The sequence below is a fragment of the Bianquea renquensis genome, assembly GCF_014384895.1.
GTDB classification, from domain to species: Bacteria; Bacillota; Clostridia; order Lachnospirales; family Bianqueaceae; genus Bianquea; species Bianquea renquensis.
In genome coordinates this window covers 95,914-122,249 of record NZ_JACRSQ010000005.1, presented here as the reverse complement: position 1 = coordinate 122,249, position 26,336 = coordinate 95,914, and the positions used below count along the sequence as shown (strand labels likewise).

Genomic DNA, 26,336 nt, shown 5'->3' with positions numbered 1-26,336 from the left:
CCTTTCCCGTTCTTCTATGATCGTATCAGCGTAATCACGGAGAGATCCGGACAATTCGCAATTCTGAATCCAAGTCCTCCATTGCCAAGTCCCCGATTCACCACCATCTGTCTCTGGCCCAGCGCATACAAACCGCCGCTGTACTTAGGAAATATGTCCTTTTCCGGGGAAAAGAGTCCTCCCACAAAGGGGATCCGAATCATGCCCCCATGAATGTGGCCTGCAAGAGTCAAATCGGCGCCCCATGCCGCGTACGCGGAAAAATACAGCGGATTATGGGTGAGCAACAGCGTAAAATGGGATGGGTTGGCGGACCCTAAAATTTGTACCATGGTTTTTTCAGTAAACATGATATCCTGTGTGTACTCCGCCGTCACATCCTTGTAATACCGCAGATTGAACCACATCCCATACAGGTCGATGACATCGCCATCGCGAGACAATTCCACAGAGGTATTGTCCAGCACTGTGATGCCCATGGCCGTAAGCCTGTGCAGCAACTCCTCCCGCTTGCTCTCTTTTAAAATCTGTTCATGGTTTCCAACAATATAGTATGTTTCATACTGATCGCTGACTTGCTCAGCAAATGTTAAAAAAGTTTGAAAATCAGAATCATACGAATTTACCATATCCCCTGTCATGACGACGATATCGGGGCGCTGCTGTTGAATCTGACGTATAAGGTAATTTCCAAAGTCCTTGCTGTGCAGATCCGACACCTGTACAATCCGAAATCCGGAGAAGGACGCTGGCAGCTTGGCACTTGCGATGGTATACTCCGTGACCACAATGAGCGTATTACTCACCACAATGGAAATGCATAGCGCGATACCTAAGACTAAAAAAATCGTCAATCCAATTCGTTTCTTCTTACCTTTTCTCATGGAATCCTGTGTTCACCTTTTCTGCCGGCTTCTAATTTTTTCTAATTGTACCATAGTCATAGGGCAAAAGCAATGGAAAAGCTCAGATGCCGGAAGTTGGTCATCTGAGCTTGAGACTCAATCATCGAGATAAAGATGACACGGATATGTCATGTAATCCGCGTAGGGCATCTTCTCCACCGTATAAAATCCCGGGGGAGAGACCAACACACTGGGAATCCGATTGACAATCGTCGCACAGGTGTGCTCAACTGTGGCCGGCTTTGACACATAAAACTCTGTGTCCGGTTCCCCTAGCACTCTCCAATCGCACATGTCCCCATCGTCTGGGCCATATACCTTCCCAATACACTGGGTTTCCACAATTGGCCCCTGATAGGTCTTCGTCGTGACCACAGCGCTCATGCCGATACAGTGCCCCTTTGGAATGACTCTCCCTAAAGTCTGGGAGTATAAATCCTGGTGATAAAAATATGGCACACAGCGCTGCGTCTGCTCCTGTATGGTCCATCCCATTTTCGAGCAAAGCGCTTCATTGGAATTCCAGACATAGGACGGTTCCAGCACCTGTGGGTGGGCAATCTTTTCTTCAAATTCTTCCGGCGTCATGCCCACGCCGTGTGCCTGCGCTAGTGCAAGGCCGTAATCTTCCACATTGTAGCTGACAGCGCCTTCAATCTTGTCGATCCTTGCAATCCCGCCGCAAACACATGCGATGAGATTGATCCAAAAGATATCCTGCATCCCGGAACCTGCAATTGTACAGCCCGTCCGCTTTGCCAGCCGGTCCAATCGATTTGTCAGGGCAGCGGCGGTATTCCACGGATAAATCGCCTCCTCACAAGTCGTGATGATATTGATGCCTTGTTTTGCAAGTTTTTCAAAATGCGGGAAGACATCCGCCATAAAACTGAACAGCGTCACAATGGCAATGTCCGCGTCGCATTCCTCTAACACCGCATCCGCATCGCTGCGTATTGTCACACCCAATCGCGTGCTCAAGCCTGCAAACTCTCCTACATCGAGGCCCACGACCTCTGGATTGATGTCGATTGCCCCCACGATTTCAATCCCTTTTTCTAAGAGATAGGGGATTATGACTTTCGCCATCTTTCCACATCCATATTGGATCGCTCGAATTTTTTCTTTCATCCTATCTAGCACACCTCCTTATGCCAGTAGTGTATGTAATTTCTCAGAAAATAAACCAAAAATGGCTATTTTTTCTTGCCCGCCTGCCCGCCACAGATCACTTGCAAGTTCGATTCCAGCAGCCGAATTTCATTGGGCGTGTACCCTTTGTAGCGATAGTCTGGAAGAGACGCGCAGAGGTTCTGTAAAAAATGAATGGTTTGCTTCCTCTTTTTGGTTCCAATCTCCGCCGCCGGCGGAACGATTGCCTCCACGATGTCCGGCAAGGCAGCTCCGCCTTTGAGCATACCTATGGTCAACACAACAAATGCGTGCGCTTCCTCCTCATGGTGGAATACGGATTCCTCCATAAATTGGTAGAATTCCTGCATCAAGTCCAGCGACCCGATGCCTGCCGTATAATAGTAATCGAGCACCTCTTTTTTAGAGAATTCTCGATACGCAACCGGATGCTGCGCGCGCTCTTCCAATATGGCTTCATCCAACTCCTCGTTCTCAACGAAGCTTATAAACGTTGTGCCCGAATCTGGATCGATATACCGGTGCATAGAGTCCTCCCAGAGATAGCGCTGCCATAGAAATAGCTGAAATTGTGCTGTATCCAATTCTGTCTTCATATATTGGCGGACCTTGGAGAAAAGCAAATCTTCTTCCAGTATCCCGTAACACCACATATAGCCCATCGTCAAGGTCTCGATTTCCGCGTACCAGTTTCGCTTTGCCTCCCCCTCACAGCTTTTGAAGTAGGATTGAAAGAGCGCCTTTCCCTGTTCACAGTATTGGATACCAACGCGCTCACCGTCTAACTCCATCTCCAGAAGACCCTGCTCTTGGAATCGCAGTAGCGTTCCTACATTCGCCTCCATCTGCGTGCTTTCCCCCGCCTCCCAGATGTCAAGCAGATACGCGATTTCATCCTGGCTATAGACGCGAAGCATACTTTCCGGATCCTGTGTCCAAGAATGAATTAGCGCTTCCACCAGCTGCGTTTTATTCCACGCCGCTTTGGATTTGACGCAATAGAGCTTGCATAGATCTTTTAAGTCTTCTTTATAAAAATTCATCAGGGAGGCTGTCAAGGGCTGCGCACTGGATCGAATCGTGTATATCTCCATGTTGTCAAAATCAATCTCTTCCTCATATTGGCTCGGGTTCTGACCTCGGCTCTCCAAAATCGTTGGAATCGGTTTTCGGTCTACCCGCTCGATCCTCTGAACATGAATTGTGAAAGTCCAATCACAGCCAAAGTCAAAGATATAGAGGAAGTCTCCGCCGGGTTTCAGGGAAAGCTCGTCCAGTGTAACTTGATCCGCACAGCGCTCTTCCTCATCACTCGGTGCATAATAGGCATCCTCTGAGTATGGGCGATTATCCATAAAAAAGCCATAGAGATGATCATCCGCAAATTCAAACGCATCCTGAATTAAATGATGTAGCTCCTCCAGCGTGCTGCTCCCCGAAAGTGATACTACATGGCTGACGTTCCTTTCTGGCAGCGCAACTTGTAACGTATAGTTTGTATACTGTTTCCCCATGCCCATTCCTCCCACTGCTCATCAAATAGTAGAACCCTTTCTGTCATTATACCATGGCCTCCGGCCATGATATCGCTCCGCAGGGTTGCACACGGCCACGCAATGGTTTGTTCGCTTCGCTCACTGCGCGGCCGGCGCGTATAATCGCGTACGCGATTATTATACCATAGAAACTGACAAAAATCTATAGTCGAAATACCACATTTTCCCATCTCACAGGATTTTATGTTTGCCATGCACTCCTTTTTTGCGCTTTCCATTTTTATATCGTCCCGATATCTGCATTGATACAGATGGAGCGGTCTCTGATTTCCGTTGGCGCGCAGGCTTCCCCTAAGTTGACACAGGCATATATAAAAGCCGCGCAACCAGCGGTATGCGCGGCTTTTGTTTGGGGAGAAAAGCAATCGGCTATTCTCTGACAACGCTGATCCGTTTTTGAATATTGTCGCCATTTGTAGCTTCGTCTATCATAGCAATAGCATAATCCTCATAGCTTATGATACTTTCGCCTCTGGAATTAAGTGTCAATTCCTCGCCGCCAAGAATGTATTTTCCAGTACGCTCACCGTCTGCTCTAAAATCTCCCGCAGGGCTTATAAATGTCCACTTTACATCCCCTCTCTGACGAAGCTCTGAGAGTGCTTTCCCCTGAGCCTTTGCAAGCGGCAAAAACTGCGGCGGAAAATCCGCTCCATCCGATACAACCGCGGTGTGTTCTGGATTTACATACAGGCTTCCTGCGCCGCCAACCACAAGCAAACGAATATTTGTTCCAGAGAGAATGTCGCAAAGGTGCTTCAAAGAAGTGCTGTGCTGGGGAAGGGTATCCTCCGTCCAGGTGCCAAAGGCGTCAATAACGACATCAAAGCCCTTTAAATCGGCGGCAGTCAAATCAAACAGGTCTTTCTTCAATACCTTCTGCGCCACCGTCTGATTTTCCCCGCGCACGACGGCGGTTACATCCAGACCTCGGCTGACCGCTTCCTTAACAATACGTTTACCCGCTTTACCGTTTGCACATATTACTGCAATTTTCATACTGAGTTCCTCCTTGATTTCAGTTCGGTCACTGCCGAATGTTTTTAACTTTTCATTCTGGGTTTCTCCGTGTAATTCATCTGCGAGCGTAGGAGCGGCCGTTCCCCTCAGCTCTGTCTATATTATACGCACTCTAGTTTCTGTTGTAAAGTAAGCACTTTATTGTGCTATAGTTACTAAAAAGAAACTATTATCTATTTAAAATGTTGACTGATCAAAAATCTGTATGCTATAATTAGCGTGTTCAATATTTTGAGAAACGATTATAGGAGGCGTTCACTATGAATGAGCCACGATCCGTAAAGGAATTACCCGCCTGCCCCGTTGAAACTACCTTAACTTTGATTGGAGATAAATGGAAAGTTTTGATATTGCGTGACCTTATGCCGGGAACAAAGCGTTTTGGCGAGTTAAAAAAATCTATCGGAAGTGTCTCGCAAAAGGTTCTGACCGCACAGCTCCGCGATATGGAAGCAAGCGGTCTTGTCAATCGAAAAGTATATGCGGAAGTGCCACCGAGAGTTGAATATTCTCTTACCGAATTAGGTCGGAGTCTCAAGCCGATACTTGATGCTATGTGGAATTGGGGCGAAGATTATAAATCATCTGTATGTTAACAAGAAGCGGACATCTGACAATCAAGCCAGATATCCGCTATTATTTTCTATCAATCCCAATACCTGCACTTTCCACTCGCCTCCAGCACCTTCATGAAAAGGCCGCCCTGCACCGTTCGATGCTGAAACCCAGCCTGAATCGATGTAACCGTATCATACCAATCCGTCATGGGAACACGGGAAGGCGAGTTATGATATGCTCTCCAAAGAGGTTCAATGAAAGCTTCAAACTCTTCCTTCTCTCGAGCTAAGGTCGCCGTCCAAACCAGCCAATCCGATTTCGTATAGGTCTTTCGGTTATCTAAGGGCATACCATATGGATGGATTCGCTTCTTATACCCAGCAAATTCAGATGCCAGCACTTCCGCAGGGAAAATGTGGCTGCCGAAAACTATATCCCAAACTACATTGTATTTCATACTGTAGGTGTCGGGCTGGTCAAAGGCCAAACGATAGGTGCCGTCGCCATTGTCTGCCATTTCGATCCAGCGCTCTTTCATGGCATTGGCGCAGGCCATGTATTCTCCAGCTTCCGTATCATCGCCTTTCATTTCGCACAAGGCCGCCATTCCAACCAAGGCCATGATGGCTTTGAGAGACAAATTGCAATTGTGGGCGAGATGTCCGGCGAAATCATCCGTACAAAGCTGATTCTCAGGATCAACGCCATGCTCTTTTAGATAGGACGCCCATTTCGACAGAGTATCCCAGTGGGCTGCGGCATAGGATACATCGTGAGTCACAATAGCAGTTGCAGCGACCATCAATAGCATGTTTCCACACTCTTCCACCGGCATCTGTCCATCCAGCGAATCCTTGCTATAGACCTGTCCATTTAAAATTGGATACGTTCCCACATCATGGGGCGCAAAAGGATATTGCCAGGCCGGACTCTCCGCATAACGGAATATAGGCCGAAGCATCCCCTTAATCAATTCCGGATTATAATACAGATACATGGGAATGGAGGGATAGCTGACGTCCACAGTTGCGGCGCAACCGTTACTAAAGCATTCTTTGGAAATATAGAGAATCTCCCCATTCTCATCCACTGCCAGCTTGTGTGCGGCCATTACCTGTCGGAAAGCCAATTGCAGAATCTGTGCGTATTTTTCGCCGCCCGCGTGAACAGCATCGCGAAATAGATTCTCATCAAACTGGTCACACTGCCGTGACAGTTCCGAATAGCTGGCGATTCCCCGCCGGATCACATCGTCAATGGAAGCGCCGTTGCGATTCCAATACGCTTTTGCCTTATGCCCAAAATAAAGTAAACTCTCCCGGTCATCATAGGCAAACACGAATAAAGCCGGATGCCCGGGCGACACTGGCGCTTCAGCCTGAACAAATGTCATGCCATCGTGGGCAGCTTGCGCTGTATGTCCTCCCCGAACCGCCAGATAAAAATATCCCCAGTCAATCCGTATATCATCACCCTTTTTCGCCAAAATAGGTTGTTCCGCGCTTCCCATCTCAATCGCCTCAAGCGCAGGTGATACTGTCCGCTGGGCAACCGTGACTGGCATTTGCCCTTTGGAATTCAGACAAAGCTCTTCTGACGCCTCGATCTGGATGGAGATGTGGTGCGGACGTCCATCTAAAAAGCGCGTCTGAATTTCCAGATAGGATACAGGTTGACTCATAATCTCCAATTGGTCTGGGAGCTGTGGTGACAGGAACGTAGCGGTCAGCTCCACCATATCCTGGCGAAATATGTACGTCGTCTTCAGCGCAGTGATGGAAATCTGGGTCTGGGAAAGCGCTGGCAGATTTTCCTGTGCGCCCATAAACCCATAGGACTGCCCATCAATTGAGACTGTTCCAAGTAGCGTGTTGGGCTTTCCAGTCCAATGCCGGGTTGTATCGCCCGCTAAATGGTCAGCCATGGACCAAACACTGAAATAGGGGTCCACCGTTATAAGAGGAACGGCTGGTGCTCGCAAATTCATTCGGATTCCTTCTTTCATAAAAAGTACTTGCTTTTTCCATATTTGTAGTATACCATTGGATATATCGCAAAGAAATAGAAAAAACAAGTAAAAAGTGAGGAATCCTATTTGTACGAAGACTTACAATATTTCCCTGGTATGGATCCGACACTGCCATTTCGAATCCTTCTCACAGGCATCTCGTATTGCGACGGCAGTTATCGGATCTCTCGAATGAAAAGTCCCTTAACCGTTCTGGAATACGTGGTAAAAGGGACAGGTTCGATCCTCTGTGACGGAGAATCTTTTACCGCCTCCTCTGGAGATGTCTACATTCTGCGGAAGGGCACCTGCCATACGTATTCCTCCGACGCGAAGGATCCATGGATAAAACTATTCTTTAACCTTGACGGCTCCCTGGTTGAACTTCTCCTGGACCAGTATGAGATCGGCAATCCCGTGGTCCTGCACCGCTGCCCTGTGGAACCCCTTTTTCGCGAGTTTATCCAGACTGCCTTTACATCCGGTTCCGATACACGGCGCACCTTTCATCAGTGCGCACTTCTTTTCCACCGCATTCTCACCGTGCTTTACGATACAAAGCCCCATACACCTGCTATTTCAAGCGAAGCAGTCATCCTGCGGCAGGCTCTGGACAAGGCGGTGTCCGGTTCCATCTCCATCTCACAGCTCGCGCGCGCCATCGGCCGGTCCCCGGACTACACAACCAAACTGTTTAAAAAAACGTTCCATATTACGCCCTACGCCTATCTTCTCCAGCAAAAACTTGCTGCCGCGCAAAACTTGTTGCAGAATACCACCTTGCCGGTTCAAGAAATTGCACGGCAGCTGGGATACGACGACGCTCACTATTTTTCCAATGTTTTTAAGGCGCAATTTGGCGTATCGCCAAGGGCATACCGGCAATCGAAGACGTTCCTATAGAAAAAACGGCGGGTAGACCGCCGTCCCATTGACTATTTTCGAATATAGATGATTCCCAGAGTTCCCGGTCCACAGTGGTTGGTTACGGTACATCCCGCCCATGTGTCCAATCTCTCTGTAAAGGTCTGATATTGTTTTGTTTCCTCCAATACCTTTGTTACCAGGTCCTTTTCACACCGCGTATGGGTACAAAAAATACGGTGTGTTCGGATATCCGTTCTTCCGGAGAGCCTGTCTCGTACATAATTCATCACACACGATTCATAGGACCCCCGGTATTTTTTCCCTACCAACATCCGCCCATCAATAACCTCAATACAGGGCTTTAACTTCAACACATTGGCTCCGAGCATGGCAACGGACGAGCAGCGCCCCCCTTTATGCAGATAGACCAGCGTATCGATGAGAAAGCTGATCTCAACCTTGGGGATCAGATTTTGGATTTCGTCTACAATGGACTGAGGATCCATCCCCTGCTGCGCCATCTCCGCCGCCTCAATGGCGAGTATTCCCGTGCCGGAGGATAGGCTTCTGGAGTCGATGGGGTAAACCCCCTCCATCTGTGCCGCAGCCGCCATTGCGTTCTGGTGCGCGCTGGAAAAATCAGAGCTGATATTAAAGTGAAGGATGGCATCATAGTCCTTTTTGTAAGCGCGAAATAGCTCCGTATAATCCTCGATGGTGGGCGCCGATGTCTTCGAAAGCTTTCCCGTCTGGTTGACATAGGAATAAATATCATCCGGGACAATATCAATCCCATCCCTGTAGGATTGCTCCTCCATATTGATATAGAGCGGAATGACATCCATGTCATACTGCTGTAGCAGCTCTTTTGACAAGTCCATGGTACTATCACCGGTGATTTTGATTTTATACACTCCTTGATCCTCCCGTTCGTCTTTCATTTTGTCAATTCATGTTCCAACAGATGGGATATGCTGTGATACAGATCCTGGACGATACTCTATGCCAGCACCGCATTCTCCGATGTGCAGGAGTCGCCCCTGGGATCTTGGGATCCTCAATGTATTCAGATTTTGTGTAAGCCTCCATCTCCACACCTCCCTCTGGATACGATGATCATATCACAAAGGGACAGTGAATGCAAGCTTTGCTGACCCTCAAAATTTCGATAATACCATAGCGCTGCACTTAGCACGATTGACGCTCTTTCGGATGGCAATCCCTATAATACGATTCCATCTTTAAAAATAGAGATTTCACTGTAACCGCCCCGCTCATTGGCCGTCTCTTCGCCGGAGGCGACACGAAGGACATAGTCCAACAGCGCCTCTGTCATCTCCGGCATGGTTTTTCCCTCCAGCAGCGGGGACGCATCAAAATCAATCCAGTTTTTCTTTTTTTCTGCGAGTGTACGGTTTGTCGCAATCTTGACCGTCGGCACGGGACCTCCCACCGGCGTTCCCCGCCCAGTGGTAAAGAGCACCAGTTGGACACCTGCGGCGACTAGGTTTGTAACGGCGACTATGTCATTTCCCGGCCCGTTCAACAGGGAAAGCCCATTCTTGGTCACCATATCCCCATAATCCAGTACATCGGCAATTGGACTGCCGCCGCCCTTCTGAACGCATCCGAGGGATTTCTCTTCCAGCGTCGTAATGCCCCCTGCCTTGTTTCCCGGCGAAGGATTTTCATAGATCACCTGATGATGGCGTGTGAAGTAGTCTTTAAAATTATTGATCAGCTCCACTGTCTTTTGAAAGAGTTCCTCTGTGGGACAGCGCTGCATTAGCAGATGCTCTGCGCCAAACATTTCCGGCACTTCCGTCAGAACACAGCTTGCCCCGTAGGAGACTAGCCGGTCCGACAGTGAGCCCACCAGCGGATTGGCGGTGATTCCGCTGAAACCATCGCTGCCGCCGCATTTAAGTCCAATTTTTAGTTTGGAAACCGGCACCGGCACTCGCTGAAAAGTGTCCGCATACCGCTGCAACTGGCGGACAAGTTGCACGCCCTCTTCGATTTCGTCTTCGCATTCCTGAGCGTTTAAGAAAGACACTCGCTTAGGGTTCCAGCTTCCAAGTACCTTCTGAAATTCTGCAATATTGTTGTTTTCGCAGCCGAGTCCCAGCACAAGAACGCCTGCTGCATTGGGGTGATTGACCAATCCCCGCAAAATCAGCTGTGTAATTTTCTGGTCATCCCCTAGCTGCGAGCAGCCAAAGGGATGCTCAAAGCACTTTGCTCCCGTAAGCTCCGCAATCCTTTTGCCCACCTTGTTCACACAGCCGACGGTGTGGATGATCCAAACATCGTTGCGGATCCCGACCTCGCCATCTTCGCGCACATAGCCTAAAAAGGTCTGGCTGGTAGGGACCCTCTCCGTCTCCACATAGTTGGGCTGATACCTGTACTCCAGATTGCCGCTGAGATTTGTCCGCATATTATGGCTGTGAACATGCTCGCCCTTGGCAATATCCCGGATCGCATGTCCAATGGGATTGCCATATTTAAGAATCATTTCACCGTCTTCGATAGGACGCAGCGCATACTTATGTCCATTTTCCAGATTGACCTCCACATTATCCAGGGGATGAATTCTCATAAGGCGCGCTCCACAGCTTCGGTCAGATACCTCAGGTCGCTGCCCCAGAGTGTTGTGTTGGATAGAATCGAGGGCACATCCGATTGCTTCATAAAGGCGATTATCTTATCGTCGTCGTTGGGCGTACCGGTTTTATAGAATTCAATCAGCTTGGCAAAAGAGAAGATCAAATGCTCTGGCAGCTCCCCGCACCGCTTTATGTATTCCAGGATGGAGGGCAGAACGCGCACCTTGAATTTGCTGACGGAATTCAAGGCTATGGAGGCACACAGATGCCGGATATATGGATTACAAAAGCGCTCGAAGACATTGTCGGCGTACTCGCGCAGCTCCTGCTCGGGCAGATCGAGGGTTGTAAGGATTTCATCGTAAACACAGGCCTTGACAAAGGCGCTCATCTTGGCATCGTCCATACAGTCACCCACCGTTTCCAGTCCGCTTAACATGGCGTAGGGAATCATGGCCGTGTGCGCGCCGTTTAAGATGCGCACCTTGCGCGTCCGATACGGCTCCAGATTATCCGTGACAATGATGTTCAGCCCCGCCTTGTGGAAGGGAAATTCCTCTTTGATGGAGGCCGGCCCCTCGATGACCCACAGATGGAAGAGCTCGCTGGTATTGACCATGTTGTCCTCATACTCAAGATCGATTTTTTCATCCCGGGGATACCCCGTCACAATTCTGTCCACAAGAGTATTGTAAAAGATATTGTCCCGCTGAACCCAGGCAATAAAATCATCACCCAGCCCCCAAAGTTTTGCATAGTCGATCACGCACTGTTTCAGTGTGGTACCGTTTTGTTCGATCAGCTCGCAGGGCAGAAAGATAAAGCCCTTCAATCCCATGGCAAAGCGCCGGTGCAGCAGCAGTGTCACCTTTGCCGGGAATGTTAGATTCGGCGCATGTTCGGGTTTATCCTCACCGTCGAAGACAATCCCGGCTTCCGTTGTGTTGGAAAGGATAAACCGAAAATCCGGATTTTCTGCCAGCTTGAGGTACGCCTCAAAATCCTTATAGGGCTCCACCGTTCTGGAGATGACGTCGATTCGCTTTTGCTCCACAGTCGGGATCCCGTTTTTCATTCCGCGCATGATGTGCGTATAGACACAGTTTTGCTCTTCCAGTTTTGCGCACATTCCATGCTCAATCGGCTGCACAACGACGACAGACGCGTTAAAATCCGTCGCCTCGTCCGTCAGCTGGATAATCCAGTCTGCAAAACCTCGCAAAAAGCCTCCTTCTCCAAATTGAATGATCTTTTCACACCGCTCTGGTTTGGTACCCATATCTTTCCTCCTATTCTCCCGCCAACCTTATTTTTTTAGTATATATCAATATTTTTATGTTTGCCTCTATTATTTTGCCTAGTTTCAAGAAAAACACGAATATTTTGATTGTCCCATCAGGTTTCCTGTGGTAAACTTGTAGTGTAGATACGCAAAAGGGGGAGTTCCATATGGATCTGGAAGGGAAAAATCCACTATTTTCTCACAACAAGGTGACCAACCAGCGCAAAATTACCGGTATCCATTGTCACAGCAGTTATGAGTTGTACTACCTGAGGAACGGGGAAACAAAATACTTTGTTGGCGATGAAATCTTTCATTTGGAGCCCGGCAATTTTATCATGATCCCCAAGGGGGTTCTGCACAAGACAGATAGCGAGACCTGTCTTCACAGTGAGCGGATGCTCATAAGCTTTAACGACAGTCTGATTGACAGCGAAACCCGTCCCCTCCTGGACGAACTCTGTGGGTGCAAACGGATCAGTCTCCCAGTCAATCAACTGTATCAGGTGGAAGAAATTCTGCACAAGCTGGAAACTGAATTTGAAAAGCACAGTGCCTTTCAGCAGATCATGATCCGTCTCTACATCCTGGAGCTTCTGACACTGCTCTGCCGCCTAAAATGCGATTCCATTCCGCATGAGAACGCATCCGACAAATTGATCCGCACCGTCTCTGAATATATCAGCGCCAATTATGCCAACGACCTGTCGCTGAAATCGCTGAGCAAACGCTTTGCTCTCAGCGAGGGATTTCTCTCCAGGAAATTCAAGGCCGTATCCGGCATGGGCATCAATGAATATATCACCCATGTGCGCATTCACAATGCCGCCCGGCTGCTAACAGCATCGAGCCGCTGTTCCATCACGGAAGTCGCCGCACAATGCGGATTTAATGACAGCAATTACTTTACCTCCGTTTTTAAAAAGATAAAGGGAATCACCCCTTATAAATTCTATAAAATGAATGCAGCGGTGCAAGCTAACGGTCTTCTGAGCTGAGCGAGGCTGCGTGCTGGGTGTCTCACATTCCAGCTTCACTCCGCTTGTTGGCAGGAAGGACAGTAGTAGATGCTTCCGCCGAGATAGGCTTCTTTCTTGATGATGGCATTGCACCGTGGGCACGGTGTCCCGGCGGTCTTACGGCTGAGGATTGTCGAATACCCTCCTGGCGCGCCCAATAGATCCTTTTCTGTATCGCGGCCGCCCTGATCCGTCATCTCCCGCAGCACAGTCTTGATTGCGTGATAGATACGCTCTTTGTCTTCGTCTGTCAGCGCAGATAGCTTTTTCTTTGGGTGAATTCCACTAATAAACAAAATATCTTGGAGGACTCCGTTCCCCAGTCCTGGAATCCGCTGTTCCGTTGCCAGCAGCGCTTTTACTGACAGCTTACCCGGCAGGCCAGCGCACAGCTTATCAAAATACACTTCAGAGAATTCATCGCTGAGCGGTGACGGCTTGTCCGCCGCGACTTGATAATAGCCGTTCTCCCACGCGCCTTTCGCGAAGGCCATGATTCCCCCGTACATTTGGGTCGTAACCACAAGCGCGGATCCGTCATCCAGCTCCGCTATAAATTGATGTTTGGCCGGTCTCTTTGTACCGGCTGGTATCAGGCGCAGGTTGACGCCGTCGAAGAAAACCATCTCCGAATCCTGTGCCTGGATCCGCACAAACCCTCCCACAGAAAAGGCGGATTCTATGACGCGGTCCGTCAAAATTTGAGGATACTGTGCAGGATCGCCGGCGTACCACGCGAATCCGTGGGGGGTATGGTTTGCCTCAACTTTTGTCATGGTCCTACCCGTCAGAAACTGATTGCTCTGCTTGGCTAATGTCTGTGCTTCTGGAATTTCGATCATACTGACTCCTCCTCATTATTTGGTTGCTTTGCCCTATATTATATCACAACAATAGGAGGATTGTATATCTTTTTTAACGCGCGTTAGCGTTTTATAGCTGACGCGCGTTAGCTGGTCAAGAGACTTAAAACCATCCATTTCTATAAAAACCGTGCGATTTCTTCCTTTGAGGACTTTCGGCGGAGCCAGATCTTGCGGATCAAATCGACCGGAATAATGGAAAGCGCCAGCAAAATAACAAACGCCAACTCTTTCGCAGTCAATCCGTAAGCCCGAAATACGGGACCTCCCAGATAGATCAGTCCTAGCTGTATGGCGAACGTCATCCCCATAATCCCTAAAAAGGCTTTATTCTTCCAAATATTGGCTAGCAGATTGATCCTCGGCGTCCTGGCATTGAGGGCATTGAAGATAAACGAAAACATGAAAAAGCCAAAGAAGCCTGTGAGAAGATAGCGCTGATCCGGCGCGCTGCGGAACATATTCTGCAGCAGGGGCAGCTTGTAGAAGGCAATACTCAGAAGCATGGTGTAGCCCCCGGCCAGTCCAATTTGGGACGCCATATAGCGGTTAATGATTTTATCCTCCCTCCGCTTCGGCTTTTCTTCCATATATTCAGCCAGGGGTGGTTCACCGGCGAAGGCAAGGCTTGACAGGGTATCCATGACCATATTGACCCACAGCATCTGGATGACTGTGATGGGCGTATCGATGCCGATAAAATGCCCGACAATAGAGATCCCCACGGCGCATACGTTGCTGGAGAGCTGATAGATGATAAATTTTCGGATGCTCTTAAAAATGGTTCTCCCGTATAAAATCGCGTTTCCGATGGATAGAAAATTATTATCTAGAATAATGATATCGCCGGCCTCTTTTGCCACCTCAGAGCCGCTGCCCATGGCAAATCCAACGTCCGCCTTCTTCAAGGCCGGAGCGTCGTTCACCCCGTCGCCTGTCATGCCTGTCACGAGACCCATTTCCCCGGCCACCCGCACCAGCCGGCTTTTATCCCCAGGTAGCGCCCTCGCTACGACTCGAAGAGAGGGCAAAATCCTCTTAACCTGTTCATCGCTTAGCCGATTGAGTTCATCCGAGGTCATGATCGCGCACTCCGGATCGCGACTGCCAACAAGACCTATTTCCCTGGCGATGGCCGCCGCCGTATCTTTTCCGTCCCCCGTAACCATCACCACCTGAACGCCTGCCCCCGTCACCTGCCGGATGCTATCTCTTGCCGACTTCCTCGCTTTATCGCGGATCCCCACAATCCCGATAAGAGTCAATTCTGGAAAGGAAGTCTTCTCTCTCACCTCCGCATCGGATACGGCCAGTGCCAGAAGCCGAATTCCCCGCGACGACATGTCCTTCATCTTCCGCCGCAGGGAGAGTTCAGCCGTGAATTCCCGCTTCTTGCCCGACATGTCATAATAATACCGACAGCGGGATACTATCTTTTCCGGCGCTCCCTTCAATAGCGTCGTGTTCCAATCTCCTGCAATCCTGGCTGCCGCATACTTGTTTTCGCTTTTAAAGGGAATCGTGGACAAAACTGTAATGGATTTTTCCTGGGGAAGCCCCCCTGACACTGCAAATTCTAGCAGTGCTCTGTCTGTAGAATTGCCGCCCATGACCGCTGGCCTGCCGTTTTCATGCCCCAATTGGGAGCTATTGTTATACACGGAGGAAATATAAAACATTTCCCATATATTGGGATAGGCTTGCAGATCCCGCGGTGTGTCCAACTCCGTCCCATCTCCATTTAAATAACTGGCAACGCTCAATTTTCCTTCTGTCAAAGTTCCTGTTTTATCGGTAAATAAAATATTCAGACTTCCCGCCGTCTCAATGCCCACAAGCTTTCGCACCAGCACATTGTCTTTAACCATTTTCTTCATATTCGAAGACAGAACCACGGTGATCATCAGGGGCAGCCCTTCCGGCACGGCAACGACGATAACCGTAACCGCCAGGGCAATGGCTTTTAACAAGTCCCCTAAGAGCCGGTACGGATCTGACACATGCGCCAGCATCGCGGCCCCGACAAAATGATTATCCAGGCCGATGGATTCGAATAGCGATGCACAAAAAACTAAAGCGGCTCCCATATAGCCGAATTTACTGATGGTCTTCGCCAAATCTGCCAAGCGGCGCTTTAGAGGACTCTCCTGGTCCTCGATCTGCAATTCCTTTGCAAGATCCCCGTAAAAGGTTGCGTCACCTACATATTGGACCCATAAAATCCCTTCTCCCTCGCACACGACGCTTCCGCTAAACAGGGTATGGGGATCCAGCAGATTTCGCCTTCGCTCTGTAGGCTTTTGAAGATATGGGGCCGCGGTCTTGTGCGCCTCCTTCGTCTCTCCATTGAGCGCCGATTGATCCACCTCCAGATTCCCTTGAATCAAAATGCCGTCTGCCGGTATGCGGTCTCCAGCCTGGAGCTTGACATAATCACCGACAACAACATCTGTAACTGGCAGCTCCTCCAACACATTCCCTCTCCATATTTTACACTTCGTCCTGGAGGCGTCCGCCATAAGCTTATCGAAGGCTACCTGGCTTCCATGTTCCGACATGGTGGATACCAGCGTCGCAACCAAGATTGAAATTGCAATCCCTACCGATTCATACCAGTCAAAATTACGAAGGAAAAATATGACATTCAGCGCGAGGACCACAAGCAAAATTTTAATCGTCGGATCTCCAAAGCTTTCGAGATACCGCCGTCCAAAACTCTTTGCCTTTTTCCTTGTAATCTCATTGGATCCATATTGGCGCCTGGACTCTTCCACCTGCCCCCAGTTCAATCCCAGCTGTTCTTGTCTTTTTGGTTCATTGCCGGACATCGTCTCCCACCTCACATACAGTCTTGGCTCTCCCTCCCTTTGTTGGGACAGGCAAGCCACTATTGCATATATATGAGGACATGTCCCGGCTTAGAACCGCTCTACTGATCTACTTGAAAAAGTTCGCGTTCCGCGAACTTTTTTCTCCGGTTCTTCGGATTCAGGTCCGCCTTTGGCGGACTCACCGCGGGGAAAAATTTTGTAAAATGTGTATTGACATCCCCGAACCCCTATGATATAATAATCTTCGCGTTAGGACATGGCCCGTTGGTCAAGCGGTCAAGACACCGCCCTCTCACGGCGGTAACGAGAGTTCGATTCTCTCACGGGTCATTTTTCGGGCCTTTAGCTCAGTTGGTTAGAGCATCCGGCTCATAACCGGACGGTCCCGGGTTCGAGTCCCTGAAGGCCCATTTTTCTTTCGATTCGCCTTTCGGGGATCGTTGAAAAATTTGGCGGAGTAGCTCAGTTGGCGAGAGCACGCGGTTCATACCCGCGGTGTCGGCAGTTCAAATCTGTCCTCCGCTACTACAACAGCATATTGCTGTTGCATATTGCTGTTGCATATTGCTGTTGCATATTGCTGTTGCATATTGCTGTTGCATATTGCTGTTTTTATCTGCGCGAATGGCTCAGAGGTAGAGCATCGCCTTGCCAAGGCGAGGGCCGCGGGTTCGAATCCCGTTTCGCGCTTGCTGATGTAGCGGGTTCCCGGTGGGGGACCTTTTTTAGTTCATGGCTCGTTCATGAAATTTTTGAAACTTTCGACCTCCCAGCAAACTTCTCCGCTTTTGATTCCACCTCTGCGCCCCATTTCCTGGAGTTCTTCCCGACTTCGTTCTGAATTTGGAATGAGGCCCTTATACTGGCTCGCTGTAATTCCTTGTCGGTCATGGGTGAAACGCAGCGCTTTTGATTCTCTTCTGCAATTATTGCTTCATCTGACACTCCTTTCCCCTGTAGGAAGGACGTCAATTGTCGTGTCTGCTTCTAGAATTTCAATGTATCCTCTGCCATTCTCTTCAATTCCTTTAGCTCTCTTGCCTTACTAGCCATATCGGTTATGCTCATCTTGGGGCGCCTTGCTTTTGATGAGATTAGCTTTGCATGTGGGTACATGTATTTCAATTGGCAAGCCTTATATATGTGGGAACACATATATTAAAAGTTTAGCCATATTGTATATGGACACACATATTTACATATGCTATAATGATCATGAAAGATGGAAAAGGCGCTGATTTATTTTATCGTCCCATTATTCCATAATAAAACCATTGAAATGGATGGTGAGGCTATGCCACAAGAAAAGAAGAGCACGTATACAGGGCAGACCGACGCTAGGCGCAAGGCTAATGCAAAATACCTAAAAGAAGCCGTTGAAGATGTGCGCATAAGAGTCCCTAAAGGTCAAAAGGCAATTATTAAAGCTCATGCAGAGAGCCAGGAAGAAAGTATGAATGCCTTTGTTGTTCGCGCCATAGATGAAACCATGGAACGTGACAATGAGGAATAGGAGGAATCCCATGCCATTACACGAATCCAAGAAAGCAATTTTAGCCGACTGGGAAGCCCTGGGCGAAGATGTTCGGGCTGAACTGATCGATGGCGAGATCTACAACTTGGCCGGTCCTAGTGCTAACCATCAACGAATCAGCACATTTCTAACCCGAAAAATCGGAAATTATTTAGAGGGCAAGGCCTGCGAAGTATTTACTGCTCCCTTCGATGTTTACCTCCAGCACGAAGACGAGGATACGCCCAACATCGTTCAACCTGACCTTATGGTCATCTGTGATCGTGATAAGATCACAAAGAAGGGTTGCATAGGCGCCCCCACATGGATTATAGAGATCGTGAGCCCTAGCACATCAAGACGGGACTACTTGACAAAGCTAAACCTTTACGCGGAATACGGCGTCAAAGAATACTGGATTGTCAACCCCGACAGAGAAGCGATCACCGTCTACCATCTGGCGGACCAAGACATTTCCCCAGAAGCCTACACCTTCCGCGACACGATCAAAGTTCACACCCTAGCGGACCTCAGCATTGACTTCACCCAGCTAGACCTTGCATAACCCCTCTCAGAGCCCCGTGAAGGGGCTTTTCTTTGGTATGGGGACGTCGGTTGTCAAAGAGCCGATTACAAGTGGGCAGATAGTGAATACCCTTAATCCTCTAAGATTTCTGCCAAGTCCACATCTAAGGCCGCTGCTATCTTCCAGCCTGTATCGTCAGAGCATGACCGGCCATTCTTTACAGCGGATACAGTTAGCCTTGACACTTCGGCTAGTTTGCCAACCGCTTTATTGTGTAATCCCTGCGCGTCGTCTTTGGGTGCCTCCCTGTCTTTGATGATACTATCATAGCACAGATATCTGTGTATTTTAATTGATTTAATACACTAAATTCTGTGTATTAATTTGTGCATATTATACATTGATTTCTGTGTATTCATGTGCTATACTGGATACAGTAGAAGCGATCTATACTATCAGTAAAGGGGGGGCACGCTTGCCACTTGTCTATAAAATAGACGTGCTTGCCGCTATAAAAGAAAAGGGCTATAACACCACTGTCTTACGCAAGGAAAAACTTCTGGCGGAAGGAGTTATACAATCGTTACGAGAAGGGAAGCCTATTTCCTGGAAAAACATTGAAACCGTCTGCAATCTTTTAGACTGCCAACCCGGGGACTTTATGGAATACATCTCAGATGAAAAATAGAAGGTGAACCATCCATAACAGACAGCGAAAAGCTAGACCTAATTCTAGAGAAGCTAGACTCTGTGGAATCTGAAATGAAGGCCCTTAGGCGGCAGCACATGAAAGACACCGCAGAGCTAAAGGCAATGGACAGCCTAATCCTTGATGAAGTGGAGGTGAACCCCATGCCATTGCACGAATCCAAAAAAGCAACCTTAGCCGACTGGGAGGCCCTGGGCGAAGATGTCCGGGCAGAACTGATCGACGGTGAGATTTACTACATGGCTCCGCCCAGCCGGAAGCATCAAGCAAGTGTAAGCTTTTTACATTTAAAAATCGCGTCTTATCTCGAGGGCAAGCCCTGTAAGGTCTATCCCGCTCCCTTCGGTGTCTATCTCCACAATGAAGATGGAACGACCGACGCTGTAGAGCCAGATATCAGCGTTATTTGCGACAGAGATAAGCTGTCCACCCGCGGTTGTGAAGGAGCTCCGACTTGGATTATTGAGATTGTCAGTCCTGGGAACATGGCCCATGATTACGTTACGAAATTAAGTTTATATCTGCGCCACGGCGTCAAAGAATACTGGATTGTCAACCCCGACAGAGAAACGATCACCGTCTACCATCTGGCTGATCAGGATATCTTTCCAACAGTCTACACCTTCCGCGACACAATCAAAGTTCACACCCTAGCAGACCTCAACATCGACTTCACCCAGCTAGACCTTGCATAACCCCTCTCAGAGCTCCAAATGGTTTTTTTCTTTGGGTATAAATCCCTGGTTCTGAACCAAGAGCGGCGGTTTGTTTGCTTCTGGTTTTCTTCCGGCTGCGCAGGGTGGTGTACAATTCTGCCTCCGCTCCTATATCATGTCTGTATATTGCCCCCGATATACAGACATGATATAATAGTGTCACAATGGATGATGAAGTCAAGTTGAGGATGGAAAAAGGACAAAAGGACAAAATCAAATTCCACGCAGAATCGTGCCATAGATGAGGCCATGAAACGCAATACTAAGGAATAGGAGGTGAACCCCCATTGTCACTATACGAAACCAAGAAAGCAACCTTAGCCGACTGGGAAGCCCTGGGCGAAGACGTACGAGTGGAACTGATCGACGGCGAAATTTACTATATGGCTGGACCGAGTGCCACACACCAACGGATTCTTAATTTCCTTCAATATACCGTATACGGGTATTTAAAAGGAAAGACTTGTGAAGTGTTCTCGGCTCCATTTGACGTTTATTTCCAGCACCAAGAGGAGGACACGCCCAACATTGTCCAGCCTGACTTGATGGTCATCTGCGATCGAAATAAGATCACCAAGAAGGGCTGCATCGGTGCCCCTGACTGGATTATCGAGGTTGTAAGCCCCAGCACCGCACACCGGGATTACCTGACAAAGCTTCCCCTATATGCGGAACATGGTGTGAAAGAATATTGGATCGTCAACCCCATGAATGAGACAATTACCACGTACCGTCTGATGGAAGAGCTGACCCCGGCAGTCTATACCTTCCGCGACACGATCAAAGTTCACACCCTAGCAGACCTCCGCATCGACTTCACCCAGCTAGACCTTGCATAACCCCTCTCAGAGCTCCAAATGGGGGGTTCTTTTTCTATGGGTATAAATCTACCCGTTTCTGTGTTTAAATGTCAGAAGCGCTGTTACAACCCTGGTTCTGAACCAAGAACGGCTGACTACGTGCCTCTAAAGGGGAGCTTTTTTCTACACATTCAGCAATATTTCCCCTTCACTATAAAATTTGTTAATCCTCTTGCATTATTCACATATTTGTGATAATCTTAGGATATATTTTGCAGATTGGAGTGGGTAATCTTGCATATAAATGAAGATGCTGGAATCTTTTATGATATGATATTCTATAACATATTTTACTTCAATAGAAAAACTATCGAGACTGACTATCAGAATAATGGATTTAATATCGAAACTTCGTTCTCTTACTATGACGATCTTCGAAGAGCTAAGACTAAACTCGATCCCCCTGATTGCTTATACCCCTTTTTCTTTTTGTATAATCATAACACTTGCGTCCTTTCCGAGTTCTTTCATTCCAATTTTGATTTATTTGAAGATACTATTGACTCTTTTATTCACAAGGTAACCCATACTCTTACTTTCAAATATTTCGTTTTTTCTTACTATTTATCCGATTTTAAGGATATCGTATCGATTGATGACATACACCGGCGAAATGGCGAAAGCATCGGGCACGCTTTAGCCCTACTCAGCAAACGGGTGGACATCGAGCATTTTACTTTTATGTTTTACCATTTCTCTGCGCTCGTTCAGAAATTAATTGCCTATCTCAACCAATTGCGGATTCCAATCGAGTCGCTTCACAATCGACAAAAAGAGGAAACGCGCCATGTCATCCAGGAGTTTATATCCGAAGACAATCAAGCTATCGTCAGACGATGTAACCCCGACAAGATGCGTGACCTTGGCAAGTTTGAAGCACAAACTTATTCCGTCTGCTATCTTCATAAATATTTGATTATGCGTACATATAATTCTACCATACATCGATATGCATTCCTAATAGGGTGTGATGTCTGCTCTGTTTTGCGGCATTTACAAGCCGTTAACTATGACTTCATGTCGGCTACTTCGGTTTTGATTTCGCTAGGCCATGAGGTTAAGCTTGACATACTCCACGAATTACGGTTTCGCGATATGACAATATCCCAATTGTCACGAAAACTCAACCTCGCGAGAACATCTATATCAAGGTATGTAGAGGATCTCTCATCTGAACTCGTCATTATTCGAATTAAGAAAAAGGGAGCTGAGGTTTATTACCGTATTAATCCTTCTTATTTTCGTAGGGCGAAACCCCTACTAAATGAATACCTTGATACTTTACTTGTTGAGACGGAGCGGTAAATTTTGGATTAGAAATAGATGTCTCATAGAATATTGACCATCTCTTCTTCTACCTTGTAGATTGTTGCATCGCCATGGGTACTTTCTCCAAATATATGTGCCACCTTGACATGGTCCAACTGCCGGCATCATTCCAGCGGCGAATATCACTGTTAGTTTGTGTCTTTGCGCTGCTCGACACAAACTATGTTACAAATGCAGCGCAGAAATGGAGAGTAAATTGAAAATTGCAGTTTCCTACGAAGACGGCCAAGTGTTTCAACATTTTGGACACTGCCAACAATTTAAAGTCTATGAGGTTAAGGGTTCATCCCTGCAGACGAGTCAAATTCTGGACGCCAGCGGAAGCGGGCACGGCGCTCTCGCTGAATTTCTGAAAAACCACGGCGTAACCGTCCTGCTGTGCGGTGGGATTGGCGGTGGCGCTCGAGAGGCGCTGGCCAGCGCTGGCATCACATTGTACCCTGGTGTGCACGGGGACGCCGACCAACAGGTTCAGGCGTTTATCAGCGGAACCTTGCAGTATGACCCTGACACCCAATGCCATCACCACCATGATCACCGCGAAGGCCATTGCCACGGCCATACCTGTTCCCATTGACGAGCTGACAGCTGTACCTTTTCCTCCATAGTCCGACAGAGGCTGACGCAAAACAAGAATTCATTCTGTTTTGCGTCAGCCTCTGTTGTTGTACGGCGGTGAGATTCCAAAATACAACACTGTATTTTTCAGCCGGAACGATTGCTTTTTCCCATCGTCCAAAGTATAATAGGACCCATCACAACCAATGGATTACAGTTAGGAGATAATCAGATGGAATCTATTTTTCACTATTCCTTGCTAGGCGGTGAGTCGGCAGTGGTCACCGCCGTGTCGGAACAATGCTTTCGCATTCGCATCCAGAAGGAAGGAGATCCGGAATCCGCGCTGAACCGCTATTCCATTATACAAGAACCCGCGGTGACATTCCCCCTCAAGGTCGAAGAGGCAGCGGATGCGCTTACCCTGACTACGGGAAAAGCGAAACTCCACTTTCAAAAGAAAGATGGCAGCCTGATGCTCTTTGACGCCAGCGGGAAGGTTCTGCTCCAGAGCGCAAAACCACCCCGCAATTCACAGAAAGTAGGGTTCGATGTTCAATTTCGCCTCACGGAGGACGAACGGCTGTATGGCATGGGGGATGTCAACCGGGAATGCATTCAACGCCGGGGCTTTAAAAAGAAGATGTGGGTCTGTAACGTGGCCAGCTATGTCCCCATTCCATTCCTGATGAGCTCGAAAGGCTACGGCATCTTGCTCAATACCACATGGAAGCATTACATCGATGCCGGCTGTGATGTTCCCGATGTCCTTCGCTTTTGGGGACGCCACGGAGAATTGGATTTTTATCTGTTTACCGGCGAGGATTACGGGGCGATTCTCAACGCTTACACTGACGTGACCGGAAAACCGAAGCTCCTGCCTATATGGGCCTATGGCCTGACTTTTGTGTGCAATCAGCAAGCTTCCGCCAAAGATATGCTGGATGACTGCCTCAACTTCCGCAGAGAAGAGATTCCCTGCGACATCATCGGGCTGGAGCCGGGATGGATGAGCCAGTACTATGACACCACCACGGAGAAAAACTGGGATTCCCACCGGTTTTATCTTCCCCCTTGGGCCCCCAATGCGCCGGAAACATTCATCAGCGCCGCCAGGCGGTTGGGATTTCGCCTGAGCCTGTGGCTCTGCTGTGATTATGACCTGAGCTTTTACGAGGAGGCTCTTCTGGGAAACAATCGCTACGACTCCACGGACAATTCGCCAACCTTCCATGAGGACGACTTTGAAAAGGATGAACATTTTGGCCACGGCGCCCTGAAAATGGACAAGATCACAAAGCCTGAGGAACCCTGGTTCCAGCACCTGCAAAAATTTGTGGATCAGGGCGCCTGTGCCTTCAAGCTTGATGGCGCCTACCAGGTCAATGAGCATCCGGACCGGATGTGGGGAAATGGTATGTGCGATGAGGAGATGCACAACCTCTACCCCGCAATCCTGAATAAACAGATGAGCCTTGGCTTTGAAGCGTACACTGGCCGAAGAAGCATGATCTATAGCTCAGGTGGATACACCGGCATACAGCGTTTTAGTGCCACCTGGGCTGGCGACACAGGAGGCGGCCCTAAGTCCCTGGTTTCCATGCTAAACCATGGTCTTTCTGGCCACTCTAACACAAGCTGTGATATGGATGTTTTCACAGCGGAAGGTATCCACTGCGGGTTCTTTCAGACCTGGTCCCAGCTCTCCAGCTGGGCGTACTGGAGGCATCCCTGGTTTCTGACAAAACCGTTGAAGGAGACATTTCGATTCTACGCAACTCTCCGCAATCAGCTGATCCCCTATATTTATACCGCAGCGCATCAGGCCTCAACCACAGGATTTCCTGTTATGCGGGCCATGTCTCTCGTCTATCCTGAATTGGAACAGGTGGATACCCTACTTCACCAGTATATGTTCGGCGAATTCCTTCTCGTGGGTGCCTTCTGTAAGGAAATCACTCTTCCTAGCGGCCGCTGGATCGACGCTTGGACTGACGAGAGCATCGAAGAAGGTGGACAGCAGCTCGACGTAGTCTACCCCTCCCACGCCGGAGGCGCGCTGTTCATCAAGGAAGGGGCCATCATTCCAACTTGGGCTGCCAGGGACAGCGTGGAGACAAGCACCACGGAGGAACTCGTTTTAAATATTTACCCTTCACGGGAAAAAAGCTGCTTTGTTCTCTATGAAGACGATGGAGAATCCAACCGCCATCTCAACGGCGCGTTCGCCACGACCGCCATAACGGCGGTCCGCCATGATTCCAAAACCTTGGTCACCATCGGCCCGAGATGCGGCCAATTCGAGGGACAGACCGCTAACCGTCGCTATCAAATTAAACTCTACGGTCTGAATGCCACCGGCACTGTGACTCTCAACGGCCAGCCCGCAGAGGCCACGGTTTCATACGAAGGCTGGTGCGGCCCTGCTAAATCGGGAATTCTGTGTCTTCAGGCTGACGCCATTGGGGATCATGAATTGCGGGTCGTGATACAAGAAGCCAAATAATCCAAACTCCATCCCATCACTGCAAAAAACGGCCATGGTGGGATGGAGTTTTTTCTATGGGATCGTCCGCCGTGAGGCGGACCTGGATCTTATATTCGGATCCCTTCTTTATATTGGCTAGGCGGCATGCCAAAGTGTTCTTTAAAGAGTCGGCTGAAATATAATGGGTCTTCATACCCTGCCATCTGGGCAATCTGCTTTAAGGGCAAATCTGTCTGCATCATCAGCTCACAGGCACGCCGCAGCCGGAGATCGATGATAAAACTTTGCGGCGATGTGCCCATGCACTCTCGAAAGACCGTCCGGTACCGGCTTACACTCAGATGCTCCATGGCTGCGAGAGCATCCAGTGTCAGAGATTCCGTGTAATGATGATGGATGAAATGAAGAGAGGTCAGAATCCGGTCCAGTTGTCCGATCTTTCGAGTTGCATTCGTCAGACATTGGCCGACAATTGTAAGAACGGTCATAAATCTACTGGCCGCCGCCACTTGATACCAGGATTCCCGGCGGATAAAATCCGTGAACATCTGTTTGATCTGCCGGATGATTTCATCATTGCTCCCGATGGTCAGCAGCTTCCCGCAGGGAACATGGCATTCCTCCAGGATCGAGGCCGCCCCAAACCCTGTAAAATGAACCCAATAATATCGGATCTCCTCCTCCCCCATCATCTGATACCGATATTCATGCTTTGGGTACATGACCATCGCCTGGCCCGGCAGCATAGGGCGCATTGTGCCCTCCACCTGCATGTTGAGTTTTCCCTTGCACAGATACAAAAAGTAGTAATCGTTGCGGCCCTGGGGAGCATGGGACGTAAAGTGGTTCGGCAGCACACACAGTCCAGTACAATTGATCACCAGATGACGGTCCATGGCGATTTCATTACAATCGATGCCGTCTTCCAATCGGTAAAATGATTGGCTATCCAATCGATCACCTCCAG

Annotated in this window: 23 protein-coding genes and 4 tRNA genes; 14 read left to right on the top strand and 13 right to left on the bottom strand. The window is 48.7% G+C overall.

Annotated features, from left to right (window positions below; translation table 11 throughout):
- Nucleotides 1-14: 14 nt before the first annotated feature.
- From H8730_RS05320 to H8730_RS05300, 4 genes are all read right to left on the bottom strand, one after another.
- Nucleotides 15-884 (bottom strand): metallophosphoesterase, encoded by an 870-nt coding sequence (locus tag H8730_RS05320; protein WP_177713998.1) that lies wholly within the window; start codon nucleotides 882-884, stop codon nucleotides 15-17.
- Nucleotides 885-1,001: 117 nt separating this feature from the next.
- The gene (locus H8730_RS05315; RefSeq protein WP_177713999.1) at nucleotides 1,002-2,036 is read right to left on the bottom strand and encodes an NAD(P)H-dependent amine dehydrogenase family protein; all 1,035 of its coding nucleotides are present in this window, start codon (nucleotides 2,034-2,036) and stop codon (nucleotides 1,002-1,004) included.
- Between the two features lie 65 nt (nucleotides 2,037-2,101).
- Complete coding sequence (locus H8730_RS05310) at nucleotides 2,102-3,571, bottom strand: IS1096 element passenger TnpR family protein (protein WP_177714000.1); 1,470 nt, start codon at nucleotides 3,569-3,571, stop codon at nucleotides 2,102-2,104.
- A 411-nt stretch (nucleotides 3,572-3,982) separates the two neighbouring features.
- Nucleotides 3,983-4,612 (bottom strand): NAD(P)-dependent oxidoreductase, encoded by a 630-nt coding sequence (locus H8730_RS05300; protein WP_177714001.1) that lies wholly within the window; start codon nucleotides 4,610-4,612, stop codon nucleotides 3,983-3,985.
- 281 nt (nucleotides 4,613-4,893) lie between these two features.
- On the opposite strand from H8730_RS05300, the gene H8730_RS05295 reads away from it, so the two are divergent.
- A complete protein-coding gene (locus H8730_RS05295) occupies nucleotides 4,894-5,229 on the top strand; it encodes a winged helix-turn-helix transcriptional regulator (RefSeq protein WP_249289541.1) in 336 nt (111 codons plus the stop codon).
- A 50-nt stretch (nucleotides 5,230-5,279) separates the two neighbouring features.
- Here the strand turns inward: H8730_RS05295 and H8730_RS05290 are convergent, their stop codons facing one another.
- Complete coding sequence (locus tag H8730_RS05290) at nucleotides 5,280-7,196, bottom strand: glutaminase domain-containing protein (protein WP_283243868.1); 1,917 nt, start codon at nucleotides 7,194-7,196, stop codon at nucleotides 5,280-5,282.
- Between the two features lie 90 nt (nucleotides 7,197-7,286).
- On the opposite strand from H8730_RS05290, the gene H8730_RS05285 reads away from it, so the two are divergent.
- Nucleotides 7,287-8,102, top strand: a complete 816-nt coding sequence (locus H8730_RS05285) for an AraC family transcriptional regulator (RefSeq protein WP_249289537.1) — start codon at nucleotides 7,287-7,289, stop codon at nucleotides 8,100-8,102.
- A gap of 32 nt (nucleotides 8,103-8,134) precedes the next feature.
- Here H8730_RS05285 and H8730_RS05280 read toward each other — a convergent pair whose 3' ends face one another.
- From H8730_RS05280 to H8730_RS05270, 3 genes are all read right to left on the bottom strand, one after another.
- The gene (locus H8730_RS05280; RefSeq protein WP_249289535.1) at nucleotides 8,135-8,980 is read right to left on the bottom strand and encodes a DegV family protein; all 846 of its coding nucleotides are present in this window, start codon (nucleotides 8,978-8,980) and stop codon (nucleotides 8,135-8,137) included.
- A 308-nt stretch (nucleotides 8,981-9,288) separates the two neighbouring features.
- Nucleotides 9,289-10,668 carry a UxaA family hydrolase gene (locus H8730_RS05275; RefSeq protein ID WP_249289533.1) on the bottom strand — a complete coding sequence of 460 codons (1,380 nt, stop codon included), beginning with the start codon at nucleotides 10,666-10,668 and terminating at the stop codon, nucleotides 9,289-9,291.
- The gene (locus H8730_RS05270; protein ID WP_249289531.1) at nucleotides 10,665-11,954 is read right to left on the bottom strand and encodes a tagaturonate reductase; all 1,290 of its coding nucleotides are present in this window, start codon (nucleotides 11,952-11,954) and stop codon (nucleotides 10,665-10,667) included. Before H8730_RS05270 ends, H8730_RS05275 begins: the two co-directional genes overlap by 4 nt.
- A gap of 170 nt (nucleotides 11,955-12,124) precedes the next feature.
- Here H8730_RS05270 and H8730_RS05265 point away from each other — a divergent pair, with 170 nt between their 5' ends.
- Nucleotides 12,125-12,955: an AraC family transcriptional regulator gene (locus tag H8730_RS05265; RefSeq protein WP_249289529.1), complete on the top strand. Its 831-nt coding sequence runs from the start codon at nucleotides 12,125-12,127 to the stop codon at nucleotides 12,953-12,955.
- A 35-nt stretch (nucleotides 12,956-12,990) separates the two neighbouring features.
- Here the strand turns inward: H8730_RS05265 and H8730_RS05260 are convergent, their stop codons facing one another.
- Both H8730_RS05260 and H8730_RS05255 read right to left on the bottom strand, forming a co-directional pair.
- On the bottom strand, nucleotides 12,991-13,818 hold the full coding sequence (locus H8730_RS05260) for an endonuclease VIII (RefSeq protein ID WP_249289528.1): 828 nt from the start codon (nucleotides 13,816-13,818) through the stop codon (nucleotides 12,991-12,993).
- A gap of 140 nt (nucleotides 13,819-13,958) precedes the next feature.
- Nucleotides 13,959-16,667, bottom strand: a complete 2,709-nt coding sequence (locus tag H8730_RS05255; RefSeq protein ID WP_177719873.1) for a calcium-translocating P-type ATPase, PMCA-type — start codon at nucleotides 16,665-16,667, stop codon at nucleotides 13,959-13,961.
- Between the two features lie 261 nt (nucleotides 16,668-16,928).
- On the opposite strand from H8730_RS05255, the gene H8730_RS05250 reads away from it, so the two are divergent.
- The 4 genes from H8730_RS05250 to H8730_RS05235 all read left to right on the top strand — a co-directional run bounded on the left by H8730_RS05250 (nucleotide 16,929) and on the right by H8730_RS05235 (nucleotide 17,360).
- Nucleotides 16,929-17,000: transfer RNA gene (locus tag H8730_RS05250), tRNA-Glu, on the top strand.
- 6 nt (nucleotides 17,001-17,006) lie between these two features.
- Nucleotides 17,007-17,080, top strand: a tRNA-Ile gene (locus tag H8730_RS05245).
- Between the two features lie 41 nt (nucleotides 17,081-17,121).
- Nucleotides 17,122-17,195 (top strand) — tRNA-Met (locus H8730_RS05240).
- 93 nt (nucleotides 17,196-17,288) lie between these two features.
- Nucleotides 17,289-17,360: transfer RNA gene (locus H8730_RS05235), tRNA-Gly, on the top strand.
- A gap of 51 nt (nucleotides 17,361-17,411) precedes the next feature.
- Here the strand turns inward: H8730_RS05235 and H8730_RS05230 are convergent.
- The gene (locus H8730_RS05230; protein WP_177718230.1) at nucleotides 17,412-17,615 is read right to left on the bottom strand and encodes a hypothetical protein; all 204 of its coding nucleotides are present in this window, start codon (nucleotides 17,613-17,615) and stop codon (nucleotides 17,412-17,414) included.
- A 277-nt stretch (nucleotides 17,616-17,892) separates the two neighbouring features.
- On the opposite strand from H8730_RS05230, the gene H8730_RS05225 reads away from it, so the two are divergent.
- Nucleotides 17,893-18,183, top strand: coding sequence for a hypothetical protein (locus tag H8730_RS05225; RefSeq protein WP_249289526.1), 291 nt, complete (start codon nucleotides 17,893-17,895; stop codon nucleotides 18,181-18,183).
- Nucleotides 18,184-18,193: 10 nt separating this feature from the next.
- Nucleotides 18,194-18,748: a Uma2 family endonuclease gene (locus H8730_RS05220; RefSeq protein WP_249289524.1), complete on the top strand. Its 555-nt coding sequence runs from the start codon at nucleotides 18,194-18,196 to the stop codon at nucleotides 18,746-18,748.
- Nucleotides 18,749-18,840: 92 nt separating this feature from the next.
- On the opposite strand, the gene H8730_RS17555 is transcribed toward H8730_RS05220, so the two are convergent.
- Complete coding sequence (locus tag H8730_RS17555) at nucleotides 18,841-19,026, bottom strand: helix-turn-helix domain-containing protein (protein WP_177714391.1); 186 nt, start codon at nucleotides 19,024-19,026, stop codon at nucleotides 18,841-18,843.
- 158 nt (nucleotides 19,027-19,184) lie between these two features.
- Between H8730_RS17555 and H8730_RS05210 the strand changes: the two genes are divergently transcribed.
- From H8730_RS05210 to H8730_RS05190, 5 genes are all read left to right on the top strand, one after another.
- Nucleotides 19,185-19,397, top strand: a complete 213-nt coding sequence (locus H8730_RS05210; RefSeq protein ID WP_177714387.1) for a helix-turn-helix domain-containing protein — start codon at nucleotides 19,185-19,187, stop codon at nucleotides 19,395-19,397.
- Nucleotides 19,398-19,495: 98 nt separating this feature from the next.
- On the top strand, nucleotides 19,496-20,113 hold the full coding sequence (locus H8730_RS05205) for a Uma2 family endonuclease (protein ID WP_346726555.1): 618 nt from the start codon (nucleotides 19,496-19,498) through the stop codon (nucleotides 20,111-20,113).
- 308 nt (nucleotides 20,114-20,421) lie between these two features.
- A complete protein-coding gene (locus tag H8730_RS05200) occupies nucleotides 20,422-20,973 on the top strand; it encodes a Uma2 family endonuclease (protein WP_177714388.1) in 552 nt (183 codons plus the stop codon).
- A gap of 1,546 nt (nucleotides 20,974-22,519) precedes the next feature.
- The gene (locus H8730_RS05195; RefSeq protein ID WP_177714389.1) at nucleotides 22,520-22,900 is read left to right on the top strand and encodes a NifB/NifX family molybdenum-iron cluster-binding protein; all 381 of its coding nucleotides are present in this window, start codon (nucleotides 22,520-22,522) and stop codon (nucleotides 22,898-22,900) included.
- A gap of 213 nt (nucleotides 22,901-23,113) precedes the next feature.
- Nucleotides 23,114-25,387 (top strand): glycoside hydrolase family 31 protein, encoded by a 2,274-nt coding sequence (locus tag H8730_RS05190; RefSeq protein ID WP_249289520.1) that lies wholly within the window; start codon nucleotides 23,114-23,116, stop codon nucleotides 25,385-25,387.
- Nucleotides 25,388-25,476: 89 nt separating this feature from the next.
- Here H8730_RS05190 and H8730_RS05185 read toward each other — a convergent pair whose 3' ends face one another.
- Entirely contained in the window at nucleotides 25,477-26,322 is an 846-nt protein-coding gene (locus H8730_RS05185) for an AraC family transcriptional regulator (RefSeq protein ID WP_177719684.1), read from the bottom strand.
- Between the last annotated feature and the right edge of the window lie 14 nt (nucleotides 26,323-26,336).

Excerpts from the sequence above, each read along its gene's own strand:
- H8730_RS05190 (WP_249289520.1), top strand. The coding sequence starts at position 23,114 with ATGGAATCTATTTTTCACTATTCCTTGCTAGGCGGTGAGTCGGCAGTG.
- H8730_RS05270 (WP_249289531.1), bottom strand. The coding sequence starts at position 11,954 with ATGGGTACCAAACCAGAGCGGTGTGAAAAGATCATTCAATTTGGAGAA.
- H8730_RS05265 (WP_249289529.1), top strand. The coding sequence starts at position 12,125 with ATGGATCTGGAAGGGAAAAATCCACTATTTTCTCACAACAAGGTGACC.
- H8730_RS05290 (WP_283243868.1), bottom strand. The coding sequence starts at position 7,196 with ATGAAAGAAGGAATCCGAATGAATTTGCGAGCACCAGCCGTTCCTCTT.
- H8730_RS05320 (WP_177713998.1), bottom strand. The coding sequence starts at position 884 with ATGAGAAAAGGTAAGAAGAAACGAATTGGATTGACGATTTTTTTAGTC.
- H8730_RS05315 (WP_177713999.1), bottom strand. The coding sequence starts at position 2,036 with ATGAAAGAAAAAATTCGAGCGATCCAATATGGATGTGGAAAGATGGCG.
- H8730_RS05300 (WP_177714001.1), bottom strand. The coding sequence starts at position 4,612 with ATGAAAATTGCAGTAATATGTGCAAACGGTAAAGCGGGTAAACGTATT.
- H8730_RS05205 (WP_346726555.1), top strand. The coding sequence starts at position 19,496 with ATGAAAGACACCGCAGAGCTAAAGGCAATGGACAGCCTAATCCTTGAT.
- H8730_RS05220 (WP_249289524.1), top strand. The coding sequence starts at position 18,194 with ATGCCATTACACGAATCCAAGAAAGCAATTTTAGCCGACTGGGAAGCC.
- H8730_RS05275 (WP_249289533.1), bottom strand. The coding sequence starts at position 10,668 with ATGAGAATTCATCCCCTGGATAATGTGGAGGTCAATCTGGAAAATGGA.
- H8730_RS05255 (WP_177719873.1), bottom strand. The coding sequence starts at position 16,667 with ATGTCCGGCAATGAACCAAAAAGACAAGAACAGCTGGGATTGAACTGG.
- H8730_RS05295 (WP_249289541.1), top strand. The coding sequence starts at position 4,894 with ATGAATGAGCCACGATCCGTAAAGGAATTACCCGCCTGCCCCGTTGAA.
- H8730_RS05310 (WP_177714000.1), bottom strand. The coding sequence starts at position 3,571 with ATGGGGAAACAGTATACAAACTATACGTTACAAGTTGCGCTGCCAGAA.
- H8730_RS05260 (WP_249289528.1), bottom strand. The coding sequence starts at position 13,818 with ATGATCGAAATTCCAGAAGCACAGACATTAGCCAAGCAGAGCAATCAG.
- H8730_RS05225 (WP_249289526.1), top strand. The coding sequence starts at position 17,893 with ATGGAAAAGGCGCTGATTTATTTTATCGTCCCATTATTCCATAATAAA.